16 protein-coding genes and 1 pseudogene are annotated in these 24,615 nt (G+C 65.2%); 4 read left to right on the top strand and 13 right to left on the bottom strand.

Features of this window, described 5'->3' with window-relative positions; genetic code table 11:
• The first annotated feature begins 30 nt into the window (after positions 1–30).
• Entirely contained in the window at positions 31–1,527 is a 1,497-nt protein-coding gene (locus ACCQ05_RS09010) for an aminotransferase class III-fold pyridoxal phosphate-dependent enzyme (RefSeq protein ID WP_372393553.1), read from the top strand.
• Positions 1,528–2,144: 617 nt separating this feature from the next.
• Here ACCQ05_RS09010 and ACCQ05_RS09005 read toward each other — a convergent pair.
• From ACCQ05_RS09005 to ACCQ05_RS08990, 4 genes are all read right to left on the bottom strand, one after another.
• On the bottom strand, positions 2,145–2,852 hold the full coding sequence (locus ACCQ05_RS09005) for a glycosyltransferase family 32 protein (RefSeq protein ID WP_104544020.1): 708 nt from the start codon (positions 2,850–2,852) through the stop codon (positions 2,145–2,147).
• 245 nt (positions 2,853–3,097) lie between these two features.
• Positions 3,098–4,477, bottom strand: coding sequence for a purple acid phosphatase family protein (locus ACCQ05_RS09000; RefSeq protein ID WP_372393552.1), 1,380 nt, complete (start codon positions 4,475–4,477; stop codon positions 3,098–3,100).
• Complete coding sequence (locus ACCQ05_RS08995) at positions 4,474–5,592, bottom strand: phytase (RefSeq protein ID WP_372393551.1); 1,119 nt, start codon at positions 5,590–5,592, stop codon at positions 4,474–4,476. The genes ACCQ05_RS09000 and ACCQ05_RS08995 overlap by 4 nt, the downstream gene beginning before the upstream one ends.
• The gene (locus tag ACCQ05_RS08990; protein WP_372393550.1) at positions 5,592–8,153 is read right to left on the bottom strand and encodes a TonB-dependent receptor; all 2,562 of its coding nucleotides are present in this window, start codon (positions 8,151–8,153) and stop codon (positions 5,592–5,594) included. The genes ACCQ05_RS08995 and ACCQ05_RS08990 overlap by 1 nt, the downstream gene beginning before the upstream one ends.
• 152 nt (positions 8,154–8,305) lie before the next feature.
• Between ACCQ05_RS08990 and upp the strand changes: the two genes are divergently transcribed.
• A complete protein-coding gene (gene upp, locus ACCQ05_RS08985; protein WP_228961596.1) occupies positions 8,306–8,938 on the top strand; it encodes a uracil phosphoribosyltransferase in 633 nt (210 codons plus the stop codon).
• Between the two features lie 159 nt (positions 8,939–9,097).
• Here upp and ACCQ05_RS08980 read toward each other — a convergent pair.
• Positions 9,098–10,750, bottom strand: a pseudogene (locus ACCQ05_RS08980) (glycoside hydrolase family 9 protein); the annotation flags it as partial.
• Positions 10,751–11,180: 430 nt separating this feature from the next.
• On the opposite strand from ACCQ05_RS08980, the gene ACCQ05_RS08975 reads away from it, so the two are divergent.
• On the top strand, positions 11,181–11,441 hold the full coding sequence (locus ACCQ05_RS08975; RefSeq protein WP_104544014.1) for a hypothetical protein: 261 nt from the start codon (positions 11,181–11,183) through the stop codon (positions 11,439–11,441).
• 70 nt (positions 11,442–11,511) lie between these two features.
• Here the strand turns inward: ACCQ05_RS08975 and ggt are convergent, their stop codons facing one another.
• From ggt to rsmD, 5 genes are all read right to left on the bottom strand, one after another.
• Positions 11,512–13,314: a gamma-glutamyltransferase gene (gene ggt / locus ACCQ05_RS08970; RefSeq protein ID WP_228961598.1), complete on the bottom strand. Its 1,803-nt coding sequence runs from the start codon at positions 13,312–13,314 to the stop codon at positions 11,512–11,514.
• Positions 13,311–13,595 (bottom strand): YfhL family 4Fe-4S dicluster ferredoxin, encoded by a 285-nt coding sequence (locus ACCQ05_RS08965; RefSeq protein ID WP_029220241.1) that lies wholly within the window; start codon positions 13,593–13,595, stop codon positions 13,311–13,313. Before ACCQ05_RS08965 ends, ggt begins: the two co-directional genes overlap by 4 nt.
• 231 nt (positions 13,596–13,826) lie before the next feature.
• Positions 13,827–14,324, bottom strand: coding sequence for a hypothetical protein (locus ACCQ05_RS08960; protein WP_029220243.1), 498 nt, complete (start codon positions 14,322–14,324; stop codon positions 13,827–13,829).
• Positions 14,325–14,372: 48 nt separating this feature from the next.
• Positions 14,373–14,879, bottom strand: coding sequence for a pantetheine-phosphate adenylyltransferase (gene coaD, locus ACCQ05_RS08955; RefSeq protein WP_104544008.1), 507 nt, complete (start codon positions 14,877–14,879; stop codon positions 14,373–14,375).
• Positions 14,876–15,499 (bottom strand): 16S rRNA (guanine(966)-N(2))-methyltransferase RsmD, encoded by a 624-nt coding sequence (rsmD, locus tag ACCQ05_RS08950; protein ID WP_228961600.1) that lies wholly within the window; start codon positions 15,497–15,499, stop codon positions 14,876–14,878. The genes coaD and rsmD overlap by 4 nt, the downstream gene beginning before the upstream one ends.
• 240 nt (positions 15,500–15,739) lie before the next feature.
• On the opposite strand from rsmD, the gene htpG reads away from it, so the two are divergent.
• Positions 15,740–17,644: a molecular chaperone HtpG gene (htpG, locus tag ACCQ05_RS08945; protein WP_228961601.1), complete on the top strand. Its 1,905-nt coding sequence runs from the start codon at positions 15,740–15,742 to the stop codon at positions 17,642–17,644.
• Positions 17,645–17,726: 82 nt separating this feature from the next.
• Here htpG and ACCQ05_RS08940 read toward each other — a convergent pair whose 3' ends face one another.
• From ACCQ05_RS08940 to ACCQ05_RS08930, 3 genes are all read right to left on the bottom strand, one after another.
• On the bottom strand, positions 17,727–18,479 hold the full coding sequence (locus tag ACCQ05_RS08940) for an AAA family ATPase (protein ID WP_372393549.1): 753 nt from the start codon (positions 18,477–18,479) through the stop codon (positions 17,727–17,729).
• A gap of 177 nt (positions 18,480–18,656) precedes the next feature.
• Positions 18,657–21,089, bottom strand: a complete 2,433-nt coding sequence (locus ACCQ05_RS08935) for a beta-L-arabinofuranosidase domain-containing protein (protein ID WP_372393548.1) — start codon at positions 21,087–21,089, stop codon at positions 18,657–18,659.
• A gap of 391 nt (positions 21,090–21,480) precedes the next feature.
• Complete coding sequence (locus tag ACCQ05_RS08930; RefSeq protein WP_372393547.1) at positions 21,481–24,372, bottom strand: TonB-dependent receptor domain-containing protein; 2,892 nt, start codon at positions 24,370–24,372, stop codon at positions 21,481–21,483.
• Positions 24,373–24,615 lie beyond the last annotated feature (243 nt).

The following is a 24,615-nucleotide window of genomic DNA, read 5'->3' as shown; positions in this document are numbered from 1 at the left end:
AAGACAACGCCACCTTGCTGGAGATGCGCCATGTCCATCCTTGCCCCGCTCGCCCCGCTGCGTGCCCATGCCGGCCGCCGCCTGACCGATGGCCTGGACGATGCCGCCATCACGCGCCTGGCCGGCAGCCACCCGGACCTGGCACAGGCGATCGCCGCCGCCGCTGCCGAATACGCCCAGGTGCGTGACGAGGCCGGCGACCTGCTCGAGCTGGACGAAGAGGCGCAGATCGCCGCCGTGCAGGAGGGCTTCATCAACTTCTACGCCGACGATGCGGTGACGCCCTACGTGGCGCTGGCCGCGCGCGGGCCGTGGGTGGTCACGCTCAAGGGCGCAGTGCTGTACGACGCCGGCGGCTACGGCATGCTGGGCTTCGGCCACACCCCTGCAGCAGTCCTGGAGGCCATGGCGCGCCCGCAGGTGATGGCCAATGTGATGACGCCCAGCCTGTCGCAGCGCCGGTTCGACCGCGCCCTGCGCGCCGAGATCGGCCACACCCGCGGCGGCTGCCCGTTCGCGCGCTTCATGTGCCTCAACTCCGGGTCCGAGGCGGTGGGCCTGGCCGCGCGGATCGTCGATACCAACGCCAAGCTGCATACCGACCCGGGCGCACGCCATGCCGGCGCCACCATCAAGCGCCTGGTGGTCAAGGGCAGCTTCCATGGCCGCACCGACCGGCCCGGCCTGTATTCCGACTCCAGCCGCAAGACCTACACCAAATACCTGGCCAGCTATCGCGACGAGGATTCGGTGATCGCCATCGCCCCGTACGATGTGGCCGCCCTGCAGCGCGCCTTCGACGAGGCCGCGCGCAATCACTGGTTCATCGAGGCGGTCTTCCTGGAGCCGGTGATGGGCGAAGGCGACCCGGGCCGTGCACTGCCCGCCGAGTTCTACGCCGCCGCGCGTGCGCTCACCCGCAGCCACGGCAGCCTGCTGCTGGTGGATTCCATCCAGGCCGGCCTGCGCGCGCACGGCGTGCTGTCGGTGGTGGATTACCCCGGCTTCGAACAGCTGGACCCACCGGACCTTGAGACCTATTCCAAGGCGCTCAACGCGGCGCAATATCCGCTGTCGGTACTGGCCGTCACCGAGCACGCCGCGCAGGTGTACCGCAAGGGCACCTACGGCAACACCATGACCACCAACCCGCGTGCGCTCGACGTGGCCTGCGCCACCCTGGCGTTGTTCACGCCCGAGGTGCGCAACAACATCCGCGTGCGTGGCGCGCAGGCGATCGCCAAGCTGGAAGCGCTGCGCTCGGAGCTGGGCGGTCTGATCACCAAGGTGCAGGGCACCGGCTTGCTGTTCTCCTGCGAGCTGGCCCCGCAGTTCAAATGCTACGGTGCCGGCTCCACCGAAGAGTGGCTGCGCAAGCGCGGCGTCAACGTGATCCACGGCGGCGAAAACTCGCTGCGCTTCACACCCCACTTTGCGATGGACGAAGACGAGCTGGACCTGCTGGTCGGCCTGATCGCACGCGCCCTGAAGGAAGGCCCGCGGCAGGCACAGGCCGAGGCGGCCTGAGTCGTTACCGGCACCTCGACTGCCCGAGTGCAGTCGAGGTGTGTGCCCGAACGCGCGTCAGTGCAACGCCGCCGGCAGCGATGCGGCCAGAGCGCAGCGCACGGTCTGCATGCCGGTGGCATGCATGCAGAACGCCAAGGTCACAACACCAAGGTCACCGAGTACGGCGTGGTCTTGCAACGTCAAGCAGCGATGCGAAGCTAAAAACGGCTCGACCGGGCAGGTTTGCATGAATCGCAGCTGGCCGGGTGCGCTTGGCAGCCACGCGGACCGGCGAGCGGCGTCGATCCGGGCTCGCTGTTGCGCCCTGTTCGTATGCATGCCTCGCGGCGCCATCACTGCGCATTTCTTTACTGCTTACTTTCCCCACGCGGGCCTAACGCGAGAGCACGCCACCTTGCCCTTCGATGCTGCAAGCAGGCGGCTTCCGAACCACCATTGCGCCTCGCGATGCCGCTTAGCCGCCACACGGGCACCCACGCGCGAGCAGGCCACCGTGCGCCTCGATGCCGCGGGAACGCGGCTACCGCCAACTCCGTGGCTGGCCAGTCACGGCGCTGCATGCCGGCCGGCTGGGCGATCGGCGAACCGCATCCGCACTGCTGCCTGCCCGCCGATCAGATCGGAACAGCGCTCAACTTGCGCCGCAAGTAGTTGGTCATCGCGCGACGCGGCGACTTGCCGCGCCAGGATGCCCAGCACAGGTGCGAGCCCACCGCGAGTGCGCCGCCGCGATGGCCCAGTCCAAACCAGGTGCGGTCCGGATGGAACGCATCGCGCGGCGGAAAGACAATGCCGGCAAACTGCTGCTGGTGCGCGTTGTAGAAACGCGTCAGCCCGCGCGGGCCGGAGATCATCGGGATCTGCCGGTGGTCATCCAGCGTCTCGGGGGCATGCAGCTCGAAGATATGCTCGATGAAGGCGCGCCAGAACGGGTGGCCGGCCTCGGAGCCGAACACGGCATTGCCGATCTTGAAATCCTCGGTCCCCGGCGCGCCCTCTTCCACCGGCAAGACGCAGTGCTGCATCAGCAGATCGTTGCCCAGCGGGCGCAGCAGCTTGTAGTCGGTGTCGAAGTAAAAGCCGCCATGCGCATGCATGTAGGCGCACCGCGCGATATCGGCCTTCATGACGCCGAAGCGGATCTGTTCGTAGCGCTGCGCAAGCGCCGGAAATGCACGCCGCATCAACTCGGAATTATCCGCATCGTCCCAGACATAACAGGTCCAGTCGGGCAGCAGACGTTGCAGTCGGGCACACACCCTGCGCTCTTCCCACAACAGCTGTTTGGTGGGTGCGGTCAGATGAAACACATGGGGGATCATGGGAATACGGCTCAGTGGTCCGGGGGGCACCAGAACCCCGGCCGCCGCAGCTGCATCGAATACGCAACCCGCTGGAGGCTCTGGCTAGACGCACCGTAGCCTCGTTATCAATGTGACATAACACACAGTATTGAATGAGTGACCCACTCCCCCATCAACAAAAACTATGCATGGCAGAAGTTGGCACATGTGCCACACATTGCACGACGCCTGTCATCGCCGTGCCTTCGCCGTGACATCAGGCATCACTCCCAACAGCGATCCGCACGCCCCTTGAGCGTGGCGTTGCGCGGACAATCGCGCGGCGCGATACGCCCCTGCTCGTGTTCGATCAGCCGCTTGCCGCCGCTTGCGTCGCGCTGCAGTTCGAAGGCGTCGTACAGGCGGCCGGTGGCGGTGCGCGATTCGTAGACCAGATGTTGGTTGTCGATGCGCAGCACCTGGTACAGCTGGGTGTCTTCGCCCACCGGGCGCATGGTCTTGCGCGCCATGTCCGAGAGCCGGTACTGCTTGGGCCCGGCCACCGAGACCACGAATACCGGCGTCGCCTGCCCGGCGTCATCGCCGCGCCGGCCGTAGGTATGGTCGTGGCCCTGCAGCACCAGATCCACCTTGTGGCGGCGGATCACCGGCAACACCTGCTCGACCAGTTTCTGGTTCTCGCGGTCGGCGCGCGGCGAGAAGAATGGCTGGTGGATCAGCACGATCGACCACGGGTGCGGATTGTCGGCCAGCACCTTGTCCAGCCATTGCGCCTGGGCCGGGCCGGTCCCAAGGTCCAGTACCGAGGTGCCGTCCAGCACGGCGATGCGCACGCCCTGGTAGTCGAACCAATAACTGGTGCGTGCGGTGGCCGACGGCCCGTTGCGCGGCAGTGCGAACGTCACCGGCCAATGGCTGCCCAGCGTGCGGGTGGCCTGCGGGGTGTCTTCGCCGTCTTCGTGGTACTCGTGATTGCCCGGTGCCGGCGCCACTGCGGTGCCTTCCAGCAGCCAGCGCCCGGCCTCGAACCACTCGGCCCATTCGTTGTCGTCCTGGCCATCCTTGCCGCTGACCAGATCGCCCGCGAACAGCGCAAGACGCGCATCCGGCGCCGAGCGCCAGGCCTGGCGGATCACCCGCGACACCAGGCTCAGATTCTTGTTCTGGGTGTCGCCGAAATACAGCAGCGTCAGCGGTGTCTGCGGCGTGGCAGCGGTGCGAAAGTGATTCCACGCGCCCCAGGTGTCGTGCCCCTGCACGCGGTAGGCGTACAAGGTGTCGGGCTGCAGGCCGTCGATATCGGCACGATGATGATGCGAGCTGCCGTTCTCGCTGCTCAGCGTGGCGGTGCTGGCGCGAACGCGCCGCGGCGTGCCCACGTCGGGCGAATCGCCGGCCACCACCAGTTCCAGCCACGGCCGATCGACGCTGGTATCGGTGCGCCAGGCCACCGCAAAACCGGTGGCCGCGTCCTGCGCCGGCGTGGCGACGATGCGGTCCGGGAAGCCATCGGCCACATAGTGGGTGGAACCGGCCGGCACCTGGGTATTGGGTTCGGCGGTGCGCTCGGCGGCCAGTGCCGGGGCAGCGGCCAGTGCACATGCACAGAGCGCAGCGTACAGCGTGATGCGCACTGCGATCACCGCGCGCACTCCTTCAGGCGCAGGCTGCGCACGATATCGCGCCAGTCGAATGCGGCCACGGCCTGGTCGTCGTGCAGCGCGTAGAACACGCCGCCGGGGAAGCGCGCATCGCCGCGCTGATCCAGCCACACGCCGTCGGTATTGGCGGTCACACGACCGGCGAAGGCACCCACATGCGCCAGGGTCTGGCGATCGAACACCTGGAATACGCTGCGGTCCTTGAACTGGTCGGTGGCGATCCAGTAGCCGCTGCCGTCGGCGCACTGCAGCAGGGTCAAGCCCTCGGCCTGCGCCTTGAACAGCCCGGCACCGACATCGCGCCCGCGATAGCGCCCGTCCATGCCGTACTCGCGCAACTGCGTGCCGACCGCCACGTCTTCTTCGGCAATCAGCAGGCGCGCATTGGCCTCGTCGCCGAACACCGACTCGGCGATGCGGATGGCACCGGCCTCGGTGGTGTCGCCGAAGCTCTGCGTAAGCTGCGCCTGCCAGCCCTGCCCCGCCGCACTCAGCTGATAGCGGCGAAAGCGCTGGCCCAGCTCGGCCAGCGGCGGCGGCTGGTCCTTGTTGGCCGGCGACATATAGTTGTCGCTGACCACCACCTCGTAGCCGCCGGCATGCTTGCGCACCCACAGTCCATACGGCTCGCGCAGCTCGTCCTGGCCGAAGGCGGTCAGCGGCTTGAACTCCGGCAGCGAGAACACCTGCACGCGGCGGTTGTCGCGTTCCACCACGAACAGCAGGTCGTCGACCACCGAAATCCCGTTGGGGCGATCCAGCTTGCCCAGCGCCTTGCCCTTGCCGCCGACCACCCGCAGACGCTTGCCGCTGTCACCATCGAACACCACCAGTGCGTGCGTGGCCTTGGCGGTGGCGATCACCCAGCGGCTGCCATCGGGCGCGGCCCAGCTGGCTGGCGAATCCAGGTTGTCCGAAGGCGTCAGCGCGGTGATGAAGGCTTCCGGCACCACCTGGTGCGCCACCTTCGCCTCGCTGAGCAGCGGGTCCTTCAACAGCGCTTCGTCGGCCTCGCGATCGACGCCGGTGCTGGCGCAACCGGCCAGCGCCAGCGCACCGGCCAGCAGCGCGGTGTGGCGCAGCAGCGGTGCGCGCATCACAGCGCCACCTTCAGGCCCAGCGCGTAGGTGCGGCCGTATTCCTCGTTCTGCAGCGTGCGCGAGCGCACGCCCTGATACAGCTCCAGCGGTTCGTCCAGCAGGTTCTGCGCTTCCAGGTACAGGCTGATGTGGCGGTTGAACTGGTAACTCATGCTGAAGTCCATCTGGGTATGCGGGGCGACATAGATATCGTAAGCGCGGCTCTGGCCGATGGTGTCCAGGTACTCGCTGCGGTACACCGCCGCCACGCGCGCACTGAAACCGTACTTCTCATAGCCCAGGTGGCCGCTGTAGATGCGCTTGGACGAACGCGGCAGCATGAAGTCGTCGCCGGCCCGGTTGTCCAGGCCCGGATCGAAGTCGCTGTCCAGCGCGGTGGCGCTGGCGCCGACCAGCAGGCCGTTCCAGCCTTCGGGCAGGAAATCCAGCGTCTGCTGCCAGTTGAATTCGGCACCGCGCACCTTGGCGGTGTCGCCGTTGATCGAGCGGGTGACCTGCAGACCCGGAAACTCTGCATCGGTGGTGCTGATGGTCTGCACGATGTAGTCGTCGATCGACTTGTGGAACACGCCCAGCGAGATCAGGCCGGTATTGCCGATGTATTTCTCGAACGACAGGTCCAGGTTGGTGGAGCGGTACGGATCGAGCTCCGGATTGCCGATACTCACCTCCTCATCGCCGCGGTTGATGCTGACGCGCGGCGACACATCGCCGAACGACGGACGCGACAGCGTCTTGTTGGCCGCAAAGCGCAGCACCCAGTCGTTGCCGCTGTCGTAGCGCAGATGCAGGCCCGGCAGCACATTGGTATAGCTGCTGGAGGCCTCGCGCGGGGTGACCGTGGCGCTGCGGCCATTCGGCGACACGTCCACCTGGTTGCCGGTGGCGTTGAACTGGGTGTTTTCCACGCGCACGCCGGCAATCATGCGCAGCGCGCCGATGTCCCAGGTGCCCATCGCATAGGTGGCGAAGACATCTTCAGTGGCTGTGTAATCGTCCTGCAGCGAGGTCTGCAGGTTGCCACCCACATCCTGCGGGCGTGCGCTGTACAGGTTGCCGGAGGTGTTCCAGTAACGGCGCATGGCATCCGAGCCGATGCTCTGGCCCAGCGTGCCGCCGCGGTGTTCCGGCGGCGCCGTGGTCCAGCTGCTCAGGTCGATCGCCGGGCCACGCCGCAGCTCGCTTTCGTCCACGTTGACGTCGCGCTCGCGCCAGCGGCCCAGCACGCCCATCTTCAGGCTGGAATGCTCGCCGTCGAAGCGCACGTTGACCTGCGCGCTGCGCTCGCTGTCGTCCACCTGCTTGGGTGCCACCACGAAGCGGTCGAACACGAAGTCCTGGTTGCTCTGCCAGCCGTTGTCGGAGAACCCCAGGCGCGGAATGCCGCTGCGCTGGTCCACCGTGGCTGCCAGGTCATCGCCGTCGTAGTCGAAATAGGCCTCCTTCTCGTCGTTCACGCGCTCGGTGGTCTTGGTATAGCCCACCTTGTAATCGATGGTGGCGCTGCTCAGGCGGTTCTCGCCGCCGAAACTGATCGCGGTATTGTCCTCCTTCTTGGTGCGGTAGCGCACGCGCTTGGAGATCGCGTCGGCCGGCAGGTCGGCCACGTCGTAGGTGCCATCGCCATTGGCGCTCACCTCGCCGTCGCTCAGGCCGAAGATGGTGCGCTGGCGCGTTTCGGCATCGTCGAAACGGCTGTACAGCGAGCGCAGGTAATAGCGGTTGTCCGCATCCGGGCGCCAGTCCAGATTGAGGTTGGCCCCCATGCGGGTGCGTTCGATGAAGTATTTGCGGCGTTGCACTTCGCCGGCAAACAGATCGTCTTCGGCGCCGCCGGCGAACGTATCGTAGGCCACTTCGGTATTGTCCGATTCGAACTCGCGGTCCTGATAGTTCACCCCCACCGCCACACCGAAGGTGCCGTTATAGATGTCACTGTAGTTGAACGCGCCCTTGGGGCTGGTCTTGCCGGACAGCGACTGGTGGCTGCCTTCGATCGACCCGCGCAGCGTGCGGCCGTCGCGGTCGAAGGCGGAGGTGGATTCCACCTGGATCGCACCGCCGATCGAATCGCCGGGCATGTCCGGGGTCGGCGACTTCACCACCTTCAACCGCTCGGTCGAATCGGAAGGAATCACGTCCAGCGGGGTGGAGCGCGTGCCGTCTTCAGGCGTGCCCATGTTCATGCCGTCGATGGTGACGCTGTTGAGCGAGGAGTCCAGGCCGCGGATGACCACGAAGCGACCTTCGCCCTGGTCTCGGGTGACGCTCACGCCCGGCAGGCGCTGCAAGGATTCTGCAACATTCTTGTCGGGGTAGCGGCCCATCGCGTCGGAGGCGACCGCATCCTGGATGGCATCGGAGGCGCGCTTGAGATCCACGGCGCGCTCCTGCGCTTCCAGCTGCGGGCGCACTTCCAGGCGCTCCAGATCGATGGCGGCGGCGCTGCTGGCGGCGCCGGACGGGGCAGCAACCTCTGCCGCACGTGCCTGCTGACTCCAGCCGGCGGTTGCCAGCGTCAGCGTGATCGCCAGGCAGAGCGGAGTCTTGTTCACCACGAGTGCGTCCCCAATCGGTTAAGAATGGGTGTGCACACTATGTCTGCGACGTTTCACCGACATGACATGTGCAAGCGCGATCACACGCCATGTGTGGCAGCGCAACGCGTCGCTGCGGCACACTGTGCTTCTCTTCCGTGTCCTCGTCGCCCATGAAAATCGTTGAAGTCCGCCACCCCCTCGTCCAGCACAAGATCGGCTTGTTGCGCGATGCCGCCCTGAGCACCAAGGGCTTTCGCGAACTGGTCACCGAACTGGGCACCTTGCTGGCCTACGAGGCCACGGCGAATCTGGATACCGAGACGCACGTGCAACAGGGCTGGGCCGGCCCGGTGAACGTGCAGCGCATCGCCGGCGCCAAGATCACCCTGGTGCCGATCCTGCGCGCCGGTCTTGGCATGCTGCCGGGCGTGCTGGCCCTGATCCCGGCCGCGCGCGTGAGCGTGGTCGGCCTGCAGCGCGATGAAGAGACCCTGCAACCGGTGCCCTACTTCGAACGCCTCACCGGCCGGCTGGAAGAACGCGACGCGCTGATCCTGGACCCGATGCTGGCCACCGGCGGCACCCTGATCGCCACCATCGACATGCTCAAGCGCGCCGGTGCGCGCCGCATCAAGGGCATCTTCCTGGTCGCCGCCCCCGAAGGCCTGAAAGCGCTGGAAGCGGTGCACCCGGACGTGGAGGTCTACACCGCCGCCATCGACGACCATCTCAACGAAAAGGGCTACATCCTGCCCGGCCTGGGCGATGCGGGCGACCGCATCTTCGGCACGCGGATGGAATAGGCCCTGCCCGCCGGCCGACGGCGCGTGGATGTGGGGCGTGTTGAGAAATGACTGGCGCGGTGCGCGGCCCCCATCCGCCCTTCGGGCACCTTCCCCCGCAGGCGAGGGAAGCAACTGCCGTCACAAGCGGGATGAGGGTTGACACGTCTTGCCCTACCCTCAGCGCGTCAAAGCCTGGATCGCCGCGCTCACATACACCAGCGGCGCGTTCCAGTTGATCGCCACCTCGTTGGTGGCGTAGCTGCAGGTATCGTCCAGGTACGACAGCGCAGGCAGTTTGGAGGGATAACGCGCCTTGCAGTCCTTGGCATCCTGCTGGCCCGGCTGCGGGCCGCCCGCCAACCAGCCAGGCACCGGCGCATCGATGCCATCGGCCTCCGAGGGGCGGTGATGGATATGCATCGGTGTGCGCTGCCCCACCCCGGTGACGAACGACAGCCCCAACGGATTGCGACCCAGGATGTAGTCCAGTTGCGACTGCGCGGCATCCAGGTAACGGCGCTGCTGCGTCGCGCGGTAGCCCTGCAACAGCATCATCGCCTGATTGAGGACCACCGCATTGCTGCCCCAGACGAAATCGGTATCGGTCATCGCCAACCGCCACGGCGATGCCTGCCACTGATCCGCCAGGCGCTGCGCAAGACCGGTGACCTCTCGGGTGATGCGTGCACGGTCCGCATGCGGGGTGAGCGTGTCGCGATGCGCGGCCAGCGACATCCAGGCCAGCCCGCCCACATTGCTCCAGCCCGGCACGCTGGCCGGCACATTGCGCGCCAGCATGGCATCGTAGAACCGGTCTTCGCCGGTGCTGACATACAGCTCCGCCGCCGCCCAGGCGAACTCGTCGGCCACCTGCGCATCGTCGTAACCGCCGGTGCGCACGTCGTCGGGCTGGCGGTAGATGACGTCCGGATGCTGCTGCGCCCAGGCCCACGCCGCCCGCGATGCCTTCAACATGCGCGCCGACACACCGGGGTACTGTTTTTCGAACGGCGCATACACGCGGCTGGCGGTCGCCATCACCGCAGCGAAATCCAGCGTGGCCGCAGTGGCCTTCATCACCACGTAGCGTTGCTGCATGGCCTGCTCCGGCATCACCAACCCATCGAACTGCTTATCGGTGAGCTTGTGGTACACGCCGCCATCGGCCGGATCCTGCATGGCCAGCATCCATTCCAGGTTCCACCAGGTCTCCTGCAGGATGCCGGGCACCCCGGGCGCGTCGTTGGGAATGTTCAACGCCTGGGTCTTGAACAGCGCCGGGTAATGCTCGTAGGCCGCCAGCAAGGTGTAGGTGCTGATGCCGGAGTTGACGATGTACTTGTTGTAGTCGCCGGCGTCGTACCAGCCCTTGGGCGCGCTGATCACGCTATCGGCCGGGCGCGTGGCCGACGCTGCAGACGGATGGATGCGCACCTGCGTATCCGGGTGCCCGGCCGCACGCGCGTAGCGCCCGGCATACTGCGCCGGCAGCGCGGTGCTGGCACGATTGAAGTAGAAGGCTTTCAACGCTGCATCGACCAGCGGCTGATACGCATGCGCATTGATTGCGAACGTGTCCGACGCCGGCACCCCATCGATCTTCAACCGGTAGCTTCCCGGCGCACGCACGCTGGAGAAATCCGCCACCTGCGCCTGCTGGCCAGCCGCCGTCCATAGCGCTGGCGGCTGCAAGCTGCCTTGCAGCACCGTACGGCCATGTGCATCTTCGACGGTGAAGCGGTCCGTCCCCGGCGCCGAGCTCTGCGGCAACCCGACCACCGCCAGCTTGGCCGAGCCCGGCAGATAGCCGAGCTGGTTGACGTGGATCAGGCCACCGGAACGAGGGGCGTCGGGCTCAGCAGCGAGGACACCCAAGGAAAACAGCAGAACGACGGCAGTCGAGATGAGGGCAGGATTTTTCATGTGCCAATGGTGGCCGCACCACAGCGCCACCACAAGCCCGGCACTCGCGACGCAGCTGCCGCCGCACTGATGGGACCACTGGAATCGTTCGAGAATGACAGTCAAATGATGGCCGTGTCGCATTCTTTAGGCGATTAGACCTGATTGGACTGCCTCGCTGTGGCAACGCTGCGCTTGCACGAAAAAAACATTTGACTCCCGTCGAAACGCCCGTGGTTTACGTCGTTTACGCCGATCCTCACCTTCGACTGCCAGCTAACTTGGCTTGGCGTCCTCGCGCTGCGTACACCGCTCTCACGACAGGCGCATCGCCACTTCATCACCAGGAGAACATCCGATGAACTTCATCGACAGCAACAAGAAACCCATTCCGCCCGGAACTCTGGACCCTGACCAGCACCAAGCCAAACAACGTGGAATGCTGCGCTGGAAGCCATTCCTCGGAGGCAATACGAATCCGGACGTATACGTGCTGGAAGGCAAGCTCGTCGTTCGCTTGGTCGACGCCGCCGTGAACAGCAAGAAGGACGACCCCGACTACGAGACCTATACCGTCTATGAGGCCAAGGATGGCCACTTCTACGGGCTATTGAACTGATCCTGGATCAACTGCGAAAAGACAGCCACGCAGACAGACGGCAGGCACTGGCCTGCCGCCTGTCTGTGAATCATCGAGAGCCGGCCTTCGAGTCGACGCCAGTACCGGGATCCAGCTGCACCTGCGCCTTGCCCACCGGATTGCGTGGGTCGCTGCCGCCGCTGAGCACGTTGCGGCGCTTGTCCCATTCCACCGTCTGCAGGTTGCCCCACACATGGCTGGAACCGCGCCCGCCTTCGGCGGTGTCGCCAGGCCGCTTGAGTGCATGCCCCAGCGCTTCCAGACCCTTGGCGGTCTGCGCCGAGAAGGCGTTGCTCTCGGCATCGATGACGTCAGGCATCCATTGATGGTGATAACGCGGCAGTGCGCTGACCGCCTGCGCATCCAGCCCGGCGTCGTAGCCCAGGATGCCGAGCAGCACCATGGTGATGATGCGGCTGCCGCCCGGCGTGCCCAGCACGATCGCCTTGTCGGCCGACTCCATGAAGGTGGGCGTCATCGAACTGAGCATGCGCTTGCCCGGCTTGGGTGCATTGGCGTCGTAGCCCATCACGCCGAAGGCATTGGGCGTGCCCGGCTTGAGCGCGAAGTCGTCCATCTCGTCGTTGAGCAGCACGCCGGTGCCCTTTGGAATCAGCCCCGAGCCGTACAGCAGGTTGACGGTCTGGGTGGCGCCGACGCGGTTGCCTTCGCCATCGATGATGGAAAAGTGCGTGGTCTCGTCGTCTTCCAGCGGCGTGGGATTGCCCGACAACAGATCGCTGGGCGTGGCCTTGTCCGGGTTGATCGTGGCGCGCAGGCCTTGCGCATAGTCCTTGCTCGTCAGCACACGCTGCGGCACGTCGACAAAATCCGGATCGCCCAGGAAGAACGTGCGGTCGCGGTAGGCGCGGCGCATCGCCTCCACCACCAGGTGGGTGCGATGCACGTCATCGAGCTTGCTCAGATCCCAGCCCTCCAGGATCTGCAGCATCGCCGCCAGTGCGATGCCACCGGAGGACGGCGGCGGCGCGGTGGTGATTTTCCAGCCACGGTAATCGAACTGGATCGGCGTGCGCTGCTTGACCGTATAGCCGGCCAGTTCCGCCGCGGTCCAGTGCCCGCCGGCTTGCTTGACGCCGGCGATCAGCTTCCTGGCGGTCTCGCCCTTGTAGAAGCCGTCGAAGCCCTTGTCGCCGAGCAGCGTCAAGGTATGCGCAAGTTCGGGCTGCTTGAAGATGTCGCCTTCGGCAATGGGTTTTCCGCCGCGCAGGTACACTTCGCGCGTGCCGGGGTAGCGCTCCATCACCTCGCGCCGCGAAGCGTAGCCCTTGGCCATGCGCGCATAGACCGGAAAGCCCTCGGTGGCGATGCGGATCGACGGCGCCAGCGATTGCTTGAGCGGCAGCCGGCCATGCTTGGCCGCCAGCTCGACCAGCGCAGCCGGCAGGCCGGGAATGCCGGCCGACCACGGGCCGTTGACCGAGCGGTCGCGATCCAGCTCGCCCCGCTTGTCGAGGAATTTTTCCGGCGAGGCCGATTCGGGCGCATATTCGCGCGCGTCGAGCATCACGTCCTTGCCGGTCTTGGCGTCGTGCAGCAGGAAGAAACCGCCGCCACCCAGACCGGAGCTGATCGGCTCGACTACCGCCAGGGTGGACGACACCGCAATCGCCGCATCGAAAGCGTTGCCGCCCTCGCGCAGGATCTGCAGCCCGGCATCGGTGGCCAGCGCATGGCCGCTGGCCACGGCGGCGCCGGGCGGATGCGTGGCGACCGCCGCGGGCGCGCCGGCGGCAGGCGCGACGCCATCGGCAGACCAGGCAGGCGGTGCCAGCACGAAAGCCAGCAACAGCAGGCCGCGTGTCGAAAAATGTCGGAGGAAAGTGCTCACGGGGCGGGAGGCTCCTGTTCGTACAGTTCGGGGTGATCGCGCTGCAGTTGCATGAGCTTGGCCAGCAACTGATCGTGGGTTTCCGGAATGTCCGGATCCGGGTCGATGCACTCGACCGGGCACACCACCACGCACTGCGCCTCGTCGAAATGGCCCACGCACTCGGTGCAACGCGCCGGGTCGATCACGTAGATGGTTTCGCCCATCGAGATCGCCTGATTCGGACAGGCCGGCTCGCAGACGTCGCAGTTGACGCAGAGCTCGTTGATTTTCAGCGACATATCGGCAACACCATGCGATGCGAGGCAGCGCGGTTCAACTGCAGGCGCTGGAACGCAACGTACTGCTGCAGGCAGGCGCACTCGGCGCGGGTCGACCAGGGGACAGCGCGGTAGGCGCTGTCTGATACCGGCCTGACGCGGCCGGCTCCGGCGATGTGCGAAGTCAGCATGCTGCTGGCTCCACACACGGCGGCCGGCTGCGCCCTCCCGCGCATCCGGCCTGGTACGGCATTACTTGGCTTCAACGAAGGTGTATTCCGCGCCCTTGGGCTGGACGATGGTCTGCACGCGCGCATTCTCGGCGGCATCGCCGATGAACAGCACGCGCACACCCTTCATCGAATCCGGCTGCACGTCCTTGAACGCGGCCTCGATCAGGTCGGCCATCTTGGTGGAGGCCGACGAACCGAAGGCCAGCATGTTGCCCGGCTGCACGCCACGGGCGAGTGCGGTCTTGACGCTTTCCAGCTGACGCTCGTAGCTGCCGGCGAACTCGGCATCGGATTCCGGCGGCAAGTAGTACAGGAACGGGCTGTTGGTGGTGGCGCCCAGGTTCTGGCCGACCACTTCCTGCAGGTACTTCTTCCAGCCGGCGTTGTCGTCCTTGGCCGGCGCCTTCAGCGGCGCGGGAGCCGCAGCGGCGGTCGGAGCCGGCTCTTCCTTCTTGCAGGCGGTGACCGCCAGCGCGGCGATCGAAGCGAGCGCCAGAGCGCGCATGGTATGTTTCATGAAACTCCTCCCTTTGAACTGCGTGTGGTGATGTAACGAAAGATCGGATCAGGCCTGGGCGCGGGATGCCCGCACCTGGCGCAGGGCCTCGACCACCGAGGCCGGAACGAAGCCGGACACATCGCCGCCCAGCCGCGCGATCTCGCGCACCAGCGACGACGAAATGAAGCTGTACTGCTCGGCCGGGGTGAGGAACAGGGTTTCCACCTCCGGGATCAGATGGCGGTTCATGCTGGCCATCTGGAATTCGTATTCGAAGTCGGACACCGCACGCAGCCCGCGCAACAGCACCCCGGCCTGCATGTCGCGCACGAAATGCGCCAGCAGCGTGTCGAAGCCGCGCACCTCCACGTTCTTGTGCGCCGCCAACGCTTCCTGCGCCAGCGCAACACGTTTTTCCAGCGGCAGGGCCGGCCCCTTGGACGGGCTGTAGGCAACGCCCACCACCACGCGCTCGAACAGCGGCGCGGCGCGATTCACCAGGTCGATATGGCCATTGGTGATCGGGTCGAAGGTACCTGGATAGACGGCGGTGCGGCTGTTGGCAACGCTCATACGGACACTACCGGGATCGGATCGCTGTTCAGTGTAGCAGCGGCCCGGCGATACAGCGCATACCGCACCTGCCGGGTGCCGCCTTCGCGGTGCACCTGCCACCCGGCCGGCAGCAGCGGCCCCGCATCGGCCGGCGCCTCCAGGTACAGCCAGGCATCGTCGGCCAGATGCGCAGGCAGGCGTTCGAGCACGCCGGCCCACAGCCCGGCGGCAAACGGCGGGTCGACGAACACGATATCGGCCGCGGCCGCAGGCGCGCGTTCCAGCCAGCGCAGCGCGTCCTCCTGCAGCACCTGCACCTGCGCGGCTGCGCCCAGCCGGGCCACGTGCTCGCGCAGGCGCTGCGCCAGCCCGGGGTCGCGCTCGATCAGGGTGGCATGCGCCGCGCCGCGCGAGACCGACTCCAGGCCCAGCGCGCCGGAGCCGGCGAACAGGTCCAGCACGCGCGCACCGGGCAGGCGCGGCATCAGCCAGTTGAACACCGTCTCGCGCACGCGGTCGCTGCTGGGCCGCAGGCCCGGCGCGTCGGGCACCGCCAGCCGCGTATTGCGCCAGCGCCCGCCCACGATGCGGACCTGCCCCTCCGCGCCACGCGGCGCCGGCCGTGCCGGGCGGCTCATCGCGGCCTGCCGTTGACGGGCCGGCGGAGGTCGAAGATGGCAGGAACGCGTGGCGGCATGGCTCGGAGCGCGGCAAGGGGGTGCCCATGATACCGCCGTCGTCAACGGACCCGACCTACCCGCCCGGGCACGGCTGCACGACACATTCGTGCCCCCACGCCTTGAAAAAATCCGCCCACGGCCGCATCCCCCAGGCCATCGGCCGCAGTGCGGCCTGGACCACCACGGAGCACGACCCCAATGACCGTTGAGACCGACAAGCAGACGCTGGGCTTCCAGACCGAAGTCAAGCAGTTGCTGCAGCTGATGATCCATTCGCTGTATTCGAACAAGGAAATCTTCCTGCGCGAGCTGGTGTCCAACGCCGCCGACGCCGCCGACAAGCTGCGGTTCGAGGCGCTGGTGAAGCCCGAGCTGCTGGAAGGCGGCGGCGAACTGCGCATCCGCGTCGACTACGACAAGGACGCGCGCACCGTCACCATCGACGACAATGGCATCGGCATGAGCCGCGAGGATGCGGTGTCGCACCTGGGCACCATCGCCAAATCCGGTACCGCCGATTTCCTCAAGCACCTGAGCGGGGACCAGAAAAAGGACGCCAACCTGATCGGCCAGTTCGGCGTGGGCTTCTACAGCGCCTTCATCGTGGCCGACCAGGTGGATGTGTACTCGCGCCGCGCCGGCCTGCCCGCCAACGAGGCCGTGCACTGGTCATCGCGCGGCGAAGGCGAATTCGAGATCGCCAGCATCGACAAGCCCGAGCGCGGCACCCGCATCGTGCTGCACCTCAAAGAAGGCGAAGACTCCTTTGCCGACGGCTGGACCCTGCGCAACATCCTCAAGAAGTATTCCGACCATATCGGCCTGCCGATCGAGATGCGCAAGGAGCATTACGGCGAGGAAGCCGACAAGCCGGCCGAGCCGGAGTGGGAAGTGGTCAACCGCGCCAGCGCGCTGTGGACCCGTCCCAAGTCCGAGATCAAGGACGAGGAGTATCAGGAGTTCTACAAGCACATCGCCCACGATGCCGGCAACCCGCTGGCGTGGAGCCACAACAAGGTCGAAGGCAAGCTCGAATACACCTCGCTGCTGTTCGTGCCCGGCCGCGCCCCGTTCGACCTGTATCACCGCGATTCGGCCAAGGGCCTGAAGCTCTACGTGCAGCGCGTCTTCATCATGGACCAGGCCGAGCAGTTCCTGCCGCTGTACCTGCGCTTCATCAAGGGCGTGGTGGATTCGTCGGACCTGTCGCTCAACGTCTCGCGTGAGATCCTGCAGTCCGGCCCGGTGGTGGACTCGATGAAGTCCGCACTGACCAAGCGCTCGCTGGACATGCTGGAGAAGCTGGCCAAGGACAAGCCGGACGACTACGCCACCTTCTGGCGCAACTTCGGCCAGGCGCTGAAGGAAGGCCCGGCCGAGGACTATGCCAACCGCGAAAAGGTCGCCGGCCTGCTGCGCTTTTCGTCCACGCACGACGCCACGGGTGCGCAGAGCGTGGGCCTGGCGGACTATGTCGGCCGGTTGGCCGAAGGCCAGGACAAGCTGTACTACCTCACCGGCGAGAGCTACGCGCAGATCAAGGACAGCCCGCATCTTGAAGTGTTCCGCAAGAAGGGCATCGAAGTGCTGCTGCTCACCGACCGCATCGACGAATGGCTGATGAGCTACCTCACCGAATTCGACGGCAAGTCGTTCGTGGACGTGGCCCGCGGCGACCTGGACCTGGGCAAGCTGGACTCGGAAGAAGACAAGAAAGCGCAGGAAGAAGTCGCCAAGTCCAAGGAAGGCCTGGCCTCGCGCATCAAGGCCGCGCTCGGCGAAGACGTAGCCGAAGTGCGCGTCTCGCACCGCCTGACCGACTCCCCCGCCATCCTGGCGATCGGCCAGGGCGACCTGGGCCTGCAGATGCGTCAGCTGCTGGAAGCCAGCGGCCAGGCCGTGCCGGAATCCAAGCCGGTATTCGAATTCAACCCTACCCACCCGCTGATCGAGAAACTCGACGCGGAACAGGATATGGATCGCTTCGGCGACCTGAGCCGGGTGTTGTTCGACCAAGCGGCGCTGGCGGCCGGCGATAGCCTGAAGGATCCGGCTGGGTATGTGCGGCGGTTGAATAAATTGTTGTTGGAGTTGTCTGCGTGAGCCGTAGGAATTGAGCGTGACACAAAGGCCGGCTTGATGCCGGCCTTTGTGTTTTGAGAGCTCAGCGATGACCGCGAATTCTTCAATCAAGCAAATAGTCGATCTGGCGCTTGTAATTATTGAGGAATGATTTGGTAACCCTGTAATGTTCCGTGTCCTCATAGTCGATTTTTTCCAGACCGCATTCGCCAATCTGGTAAATGCAGGCGTCGGGATAGGCCATCAGAATTGGCGAGTGCGTGGCGATCAGGAACTGGGAGTTGGATTGAACCAGCTGATGGAGACGCGAAATCATCGCCAACTGCCGCTGGGGGGACAACGCAGCCTCCGGCTCATCGAGGATGTAAAGGCCATTTCCCCCGAAGCGATTCATCATCAGCGCAAAAAAGGATTCCCCATGGGACTGCTGATGAAGCGAGACACCACCATACGAATCGATGACTGCCCCACCGCCGTAAGCATCTCCGTCCAGCCTTTCGATCTCTGTTGCAAGATTGAAAAAGCTTTCTGCACGCAAGAAGAAGCCGTCCTTAGCACGCCTAATTCCCTTCACCAGGGTCAGGTGCTCATGTAAGTCCGAATGCGATGCCCGCGTCTGGAAGTTAAAATTCTTCGTTCCTCCCTCAGGATTGAAGCCAAAGGCAACCGCGATGGCTTCCAGCAAGGTCGACTTTCCGCTTCCATTCTCACCAACAATGAATGTGACTTTGGGATGTAGCTCCAGAACACCTAGATGACGTACAACGGGGAGAGAAAAGGGGTACTGGCCAAGGGGCGGATGTTTCTTCTTCAGACTGACTTCCAACAAATAATGATCAGCATCGAGTGCGCGCATCGTAGGCTCAGCCCCTGTGATGCGTACGGGGACGCGGGACCACTGAAGAAATCCGCCAAGCGGATGCCGGCATGCAACAGTTGGCGTTCAACACGATGCAGCCCCCGCGCTGGTTATTCATACGATGCGCCCCGATCAAGGATTGAGGCCAGTATGTAATGCATCAGGTGCTGCTGCCTACCTGCTCGTAGTCGGACGGCAGAAGGGTCCATCCTGTCTAGCAACCCTTACGCCGACTCCAACACCCAACACCCAACACCCGAACGCCGGACCTGCCGAGTAGCTGGTCTCCGGTTCGATGCGGATCTGCAGGGTGGCGCGGCCGGCCACTGCTGCGGGCAAGGTGTAATCGACATCGATGAAATCCAGGCCGCGGTTGCCGTCCAGGCGCTCGTTGGCGATGAGCTCGCCGTCGGCGAGGAGCCGGAAGCGGCGGCGGGTTTCGTCGCCCCAGTAGCGCAGGCGCAGGATGCGGGCGTGCGTGGTATTGCGCACGGTGAAGGCGATGAAGCCGCCGGTGCGGGCGTCGCGGCCGGCGCGCCGGCGATAGCTGAGGGCGTAGGAGCTGGCGCTGGTCAGGGCATGGGCTTTCTCGGAGGCTTCGTCGCCCAGCGCCACATAGTCGAGTGCTCTGGCGTCCAGTGTCTTTTGTCGTTGCGCACCGGCAGCCTGTTCGGCCTGGCGTTGCTGCCAGGCGGCAGCATCGCGATGTTCCAGATAGACGGCGCTGCGGCGGTCGAACTGGGCGTAGAACGGCGACAGGCGCCATTGCTGCGCGCCTTCGGTGTAGCGGTAATGGCCGTGTGCCGGTAGCGGCTGCAGACGTTGCAGCACCTCGTCGCCGCCAATCAGCGCGGGGGTTTTGTTGTTCCAGGGTCTTGCGGCGTCGCCAAGATCGGCCGCCAATACCAACGGGCCGTGCATGACCGCCACCCAGGCAGGATCGTCGGGGGTGGGCTCCAGACGTAGTGGCATCTCCAGTTGCAGCGACACGGTGTCGCCAGCGGTCCACGGCCGTTCCATGCGCAGATAGCCATCCACCGGCTGCAAGTCCTGCCGCTGGCCATTGACCTGCAAGGTGAATGCTCCGGCCCAGCCAGGCACGCGCAGCGCCAACGTGCGTGCTGCCGCAGGCGCGGCATCGACCTGCAACGAGACCTGGCCCTGCTCGGGCAGCGTGCTGCGCAGGCTGAGCGCGAACCCTGCCGCATCGCGCACCGTGGAGGGCACATACAGATTGATGTAAACGCCCTGCCCGTCTTCCCAATAGATCGAGTCGCCGAACTGGGCGTGCGCCTCCATGCCGCTGCCGACACAACACCAGAAGTCGTCGAATGGCGAGGACCAGCCGCGCGCCTCGCCGGCCAGCAGCGGTGTCATGTAGGTGAACATGCCGGTACGTGGGTGCTGCTGCGCCATCACGTGGTTGAGCAAGGTGCGCTCGTAGTAGTCGAAGAACGCCGCCTGTGGCCCCCACTGATACAGATGGCGGGTGAGCTTGAGCATGTTGTAGCTGGCGCAGTGCTCGCAGGTCTGCTCGGTGAGGAACTTGGAGATGCTGTCCGGTTGCTGGAAATATTCGCGGTCGCCATTGCCGCCGATCACATAGGTGTGGTGGTCGGTGACGGTGTGCCAGAAGAAGCGCGCCGCCGCGCCCGATGCGGCATCGGCGGTGACTTCGTACTCGCGCGCAAGGCCGATCAGCTTGGGGATGTTGGTATTGGAATGCTGGTGGACCAGCTCATCGCGCTGGGCGATCAGCGGATCGAGCACGGCACGATGGTGCAGGCGCTGCGCCAGCACCAGCCACTGCGCATCGCCGGTGCGTACATGCAGTTCGACGAACGATTCATTGAGGCCACCGAACTCGCAGGACAGCACCCGTTGCAGCTGCGCTTCGTCCAGCGCGGCAAACACGCCCTGCAGATAGCCGGCCAGGTCCACAGCCACCTGCAGCGCCTGCGCATTCTCGCAGTGCGCATGCACGTCGAGCAGGCCGGCGAACAGTTTGTGCCAGGTGTATAGCGGCGCCCAACTGCCGTTGAGATAGAACGGTGCAGGATCGATCTTGCCCTGCTTGAGTTCGTCGAAAACGGCACGACCGCTTTCGATTTGCCCTGCGGCGTTCTTGCGGGTGAAGCCAGCCACATAGCCATCGCCGGCATGCGCCTGGCAACGCGCCAGTTCGCTGACCAGATACGCGGCACGCGTGGCGCATTGCGCATCGCCGGTTTGCGCATGCATCAGCGCCAACGCACTGAGATAGTGGCCGAGCGTGTGGCCGGCGATGGTGTCCGCCTCCCAACCGCCGTAAGCCGGCGCCTTCGGGTCCAGACCCGCATACAGCACGAAGTTGTGCAGCAACCGGTCGGGCGCCAGCCGCATCAGGTAACGGCGGTTGACCTGCACTGCGTCCAGGAACAGCGAGGGTGTCAACCGCACCTGATTCAGCGGCACCGCGCGCATGCGGCCAGGTTGGGCGGCGGCGGCATCGGCGGGAAAGCGCAAAAAACCGGCGGCAACCGCCAGGCTGCTCCAGGCCAGAAAGCGCCGCCGCGACAGGCTGGCGGCTGTCAGGCGGGGATCGTCGAAATCGCGTGCGTCGGTCATTGGCTGGGCTCGCAGTGGCTGATGGAACGGAGCACGCCCGCATCATGCGGGCAGGAATGGCGGAAGCAGAACGTCGTGCATCGCACTTCAGTGCGGCCGGCATCCGCCCCACCCTGGCCGCCACGGCAGCGAGCCCGGCGCGAGAACGTCGGAATGGGCGATGCACACCGTTCCATCCTTCCAGCGACTGCAAAGGCTGCTGCGCGTGGGCCAGGCGTACGCGCGGGTATCGGTAATCGGCGTGGACCACTGCTGCACTGCACAGGCCCTGCCCTTCACCTGTGCGCTGCGCATGACGGGTTGTGGGCCGCACCTTGCAGCAGCATGCCGGGGCGCAGCAGGTGCGCGTACCAACCAGGCGAACCTGGGTACGCGCACGCGCGCCCGCAGCTCAGAACTTCACCGTGGCGCGCGCCCAATAGAACCGTCCCAGCAAATCGTAGGTGGCGACGTCGGTATTGGCGTTGCCGACATTGTTGGAGTAATACAGCGGCGGCTGCTTGTCGGCAACATTGTCCACGCCTATCTCGAAGCGCGTATGCCAGGGCTGTACTTCGTAGCCCAGCTGCAGATTGTTGTAGACATACGCGCCGATCCTGCGCACCACGCCGGGAATGCCTGCGTCGGCGGACAGGCTCTGGTCCAGATCGGCATTGCCGATGTCGGTCTTGCCGACGTAGCGAATACGCCAGGTGGCGCTCCAGTTGCCCAATGCCCAATTCACCGTACCCAGGCCGCGCCAACGCGGGAAATTGCCATAGGCCTGGGTGTAGCGTCCCACGTTGTGGATGGTGACCGAGCTGGGGTCGGTGGTGTCGGGCAGCACGTCGTAGCGCGTGAGGTAGGTGCCATTGAGGCTGGCATTGACCCTGCCCCAGGCGGTCTCCGGCAGGCGGTAGGTCAGGTTGAAATCGATGCCCTTGGCCCAGAGCTTGCCCAGGTTGACGGTGGGCTCGGCAATGTAGTTGATGGTGCCGTTGCCGTTGCGATGGATCAGCGCGCAAAACGCGCTGGCAGCGTTGGCGTAGCACTGGTTGAGCACCGTTTGCGCGGAGACCGTGGTGATGGTGTCTTCCAGATCGATGCGCCACCAGTCTGCGCTGAGCGACAGGCCGTCGATCCACTGCGGGTCGTACACCAGCCCCACGTCGTAGGACTTGCCGGTTTCCGGCTTGAGCTGGTACCCGGCCACCGCTGCGCCGGACACCTTGCCCGACACCTGGCCATCGGATTGCTGGTAGCTGCCATCGGTGGGCACATTGGCGCAGGCCGCGGTATTGCCACCGGTGTAGCCATTGCACGGGTCGTTGACGGTGGCGGCATCGCCGGCTACGCCGGCGTACAACTCGTTGATGTTGGGCGCGCGGAACACCTCCGAGACCGTGCCGCGGATCAGCAGGTTCTCGATCGGGCGATATTCCAGCGAGATCTTGCTGTTGGTCTTGCTGCCGACCGAGCTGAAATCGGAAAAACGCGTGCCCAACGTGATGTTCAAGGCGTTGATGCCGGGCAGGTCCTTCAGCAGCGGGAACAGCGCTTCGGCATAGGCCTCCTTGACGTCGAAACTGCCGGCCAAGGTGGACGAGCAGAACTCGATCACCCCGCACAGCCCGTCTTCATCGCCGGTCCATAGCGGGTCGGAGGCGGTGGTCGAGCGCTCCTTGCGATAGGAGACGCCGGTTGCCAGGCTGACGGTGCCGGCCGGCAGCTCGAACAGCGAGCCATTGGCATTGGCCTCGAACTGCTTGACGGTATAGACGCTGGTCACGATCGGGTTGACCACCATGCCCTGCAGCGTATCCAGATTGGCGCTGTCGTTGAGGTTGAAGAAGTTCAACGGCGTGCAGCCGGCGATCGCCGCGCCCGCGCTGCCGCATTTCACCACACCATCGCTGTCCAGGAACGAGGAGCCGATCGCCTGATTGAACGTTGCGTAGTCGAGAAACCCGTTGTTGATCGACTTCTGCTTGACCTTGCCGTAGTTGAAGGTGGCATCCCACTGCCAGGAACTGTCGCCGAAACGGCCACGCAACCCGGGGCTGATCTGGAAATTGTAGGTGTTGTACTGGTAACTGCGATTGCCCAGCACGGTGGCACGAGTGTTGAGATCGTTGTAGGACGTGCCGGTGGTGCGATCGGTACCGAAGTTGAGCCCGAACGGGTTGTAGTAGCTCAGCGACGATACCAGGATGTTGTCGCCGTTGGAGAAGATCGGGATTGGCGCGATGATCGATGCCGACTCTGTCTTACTGAACCAGCTGTTGAGGTACCCCTCCACGCTGTCGCTGAAGCGAAACGTCCCCAGCAGGAAGGCATTGGTGCGTTTTTGCGGGGTCTGCAGCAGATTGAAGGGCTGGTAGTTGTACGAATCTGCGCTGGCGTCGTAACAGTGGAAATCGCCCGGGCCGGCGCGCCCGCTGACGCCACTGTTGAGCGTGACGCGGCTGCAGCCATTGGCCTGGGCGAGTTGCGCCGACTGCGCGGAGCCATCGTTGAAATTGACCGTACCGGTGGGCGTGGCGGAGGAGCCCTGCTTGACCGGTTGGCCATCGATCAAGGCCAGCGCGTCCCTGGAATACGCACGGGCACCGGCCGATACCGGGTCGATGCTGTGATACGACAACCCACCGATCAGGCTGCCACGCTCCCAGGTCTTGCCGGTGGTGAGCGCGAAGTTGCGACGGTTGCCATCGCGCTCGCTGCTGGTGCCGAAGTCGCTGCTGAACTGCACGCCGTCCAAGCGCGTGCGCAGGATGAAGTTGACCACGCCGCCGATGGCATCGGAGCCGTACACCGCAGATGCGCCATCGCTGAGCACTTCGATCCGCTCGATCATGCTGGATGGAATCGCGTTGACGTCGTTGTAGGCCAGGCGGATGCCGTTGACCAGCACCAGCGTGTGCTTGTCGCCCAGGCCGCGCAGCGAAACCGCCGATGCGCCGGTACCGCCACCATTATTGGTGTACGGGTTGGTGGCATTGCCGGCGATCGATGGCAATTCCTGCAAGAGATCGCCCACCGTGGCCTTGCCGGTGGCGGCGATCTGTTCCTGGCTCACCGTGACCACCAGGTTGGCGGTTTCGGTATCCACACGACGCAACCGCGAGCCGGTGACGACCACGCTGTCCAGCGTTTGGGTTGCATCGCCTGCTGCCTGTTGTGCCTGCGCCGGTACCGCCGCACCTGCAAACAGCACCACCGACAATGCGCTGCCGAGCACATGCTGGATCGTGCGGGTGGCGGCAGCGCGGGCTGGAGAATGAGGCAACAACGACATCGGCATGCGGAGCTCCTGGGAGAACGTGGGCAAACGATCGGCAACACAAGTCCGTGCCGGCATGCGCCAGCGCGGTCGGAACCAAAGAGTGGTCATGCCGCGGCACGGCGTCTGCGACGCACGCGCTGCGGATGTGTTCGGCACCTTGCAGGTGCACGCCGCTACCGGCCGTGTCGCACTGCCCGGAGTCGGATGGATGTTTTTGCGTAGCGGTGTCGCCCTATGCGATCCGCTTTCATCGGTTGGTCA

Origin of the sequence: Xanthomonas sp. NCPPB 3582 (genome assembly GCF_041475735.2) — a bacterium.
Taxonomy (GTDB): Bacteria; Pseudomonadota; Gammaproteobacteria; order Xanthomonadales; family Xanthomonadaceae; genus Xanthomonas; species Xanthomonas codiaei.
The sequence above is the reverse complement of the archived record's forward strand: the minus strand, read 5'-3'. Positions and strand labels throughout refer to the sequence as shown.

What these genes read in the sequence shown, in the direction of transcription:
- ACCQ05_RS09010 (WP_372393553.1), top strand. Translation starts at nt 31, where the DNA reads ATGTCCATCCTTGCCCCGCTCGCCCCGCTGCGTGCCCATGCCGGCCGC.
- ACCQ05_RS09005 (WP_104544020.1), bottom strand. Translation starts at nt 2,852, where the DNA reads ATGATCCCCCATGTGTTTCATCTGACCGCACCCACCAAACAGCTGTTG.
- ACCQ05_RS08995 (WP_372393551.1), bottom strand. Translation starts at nt 5,592, where the DNA reads ATGCGCGCACCGCTGCTGCGCCACACCGCGCTGCTGGCCGGTGCGCTG.
- upp (WP_228961596.1), top strand. Translation starts at nt 8,306, where the DNA reads ATGAAAATCGTTGAAGTCCGCCACCCCCTCGTCCAGCACAAGATCGGC.
- ACCQ05_RS08975 (WP_104544014.1), top strand. Translation starts at nt 11,181, where the DNA reads ATGAACTTCATCGACAGCAACAAGAAACCCATTCCGCCCGGAACTCTG.
- ACCQ05_RS08965 (WP_029220241.1), bottom strand. Translation starts at nt 13,595, where the DNA reads ATGTCGCTGAAAATCAACGAGCTCTGCGTCAACTGCGACGTCTGCGAG.
- ACCQ05_RS08960 (WP_029220243.1), bottom strand. Translation starts at nt 14,324, where the DNA reads ATGAAACATACCATGCGCGCTCTGGCGCTCGCTTCGATCGCCGCGCTG.
- coaD (WP_104544008.1), bottom strand. Translation starts at nt 14,879, where the DNA reads ATGAGCGTTGCCAACAGCCGCACCGCCGTCTATCCAGGTACCTTCGAC.
- rsmD (WP_228961600.1), bottom strand. Translation starts at nt 15,499, where the DNA reads ATGAGCCGCCCGGCACGGCCGGCGCCGCGTGGCGCGGAGGGGCAGGTC.
- htpG (WP_228961601.1), top strand. Translation starts at nt 15,740, where the DNA reads ATGACCGTTGAGACCGACAAGCAGACGCTGGGCTTCCAGACCGAAGTC.
- ACCQ05_RS08940 (WP_372393549.1), bottom strand. Translation starts at nt 18,479, where the DNA reads ATGCGCGCACTCGATGCTGATCATTATTTGTTGGAAGTCAGTCTGAAG.
- ACCQ05_RS08935 (WP_372393548.1), bottom strand. Translation starts at nt 21,089, where the DNA reads ATGACCGACGCACGCGATTTCGACGATCCCCGCCTGACAGCCGCCAGC.
- ACCQ05_RS08930 (WP_372393547.1), bottom strand. Translation starts at nt 24,372, where the DNA reads ATGCCGATGTCGTTGTTGCCTCATTCTCCAGCCCGCGCTGCCGCCACC.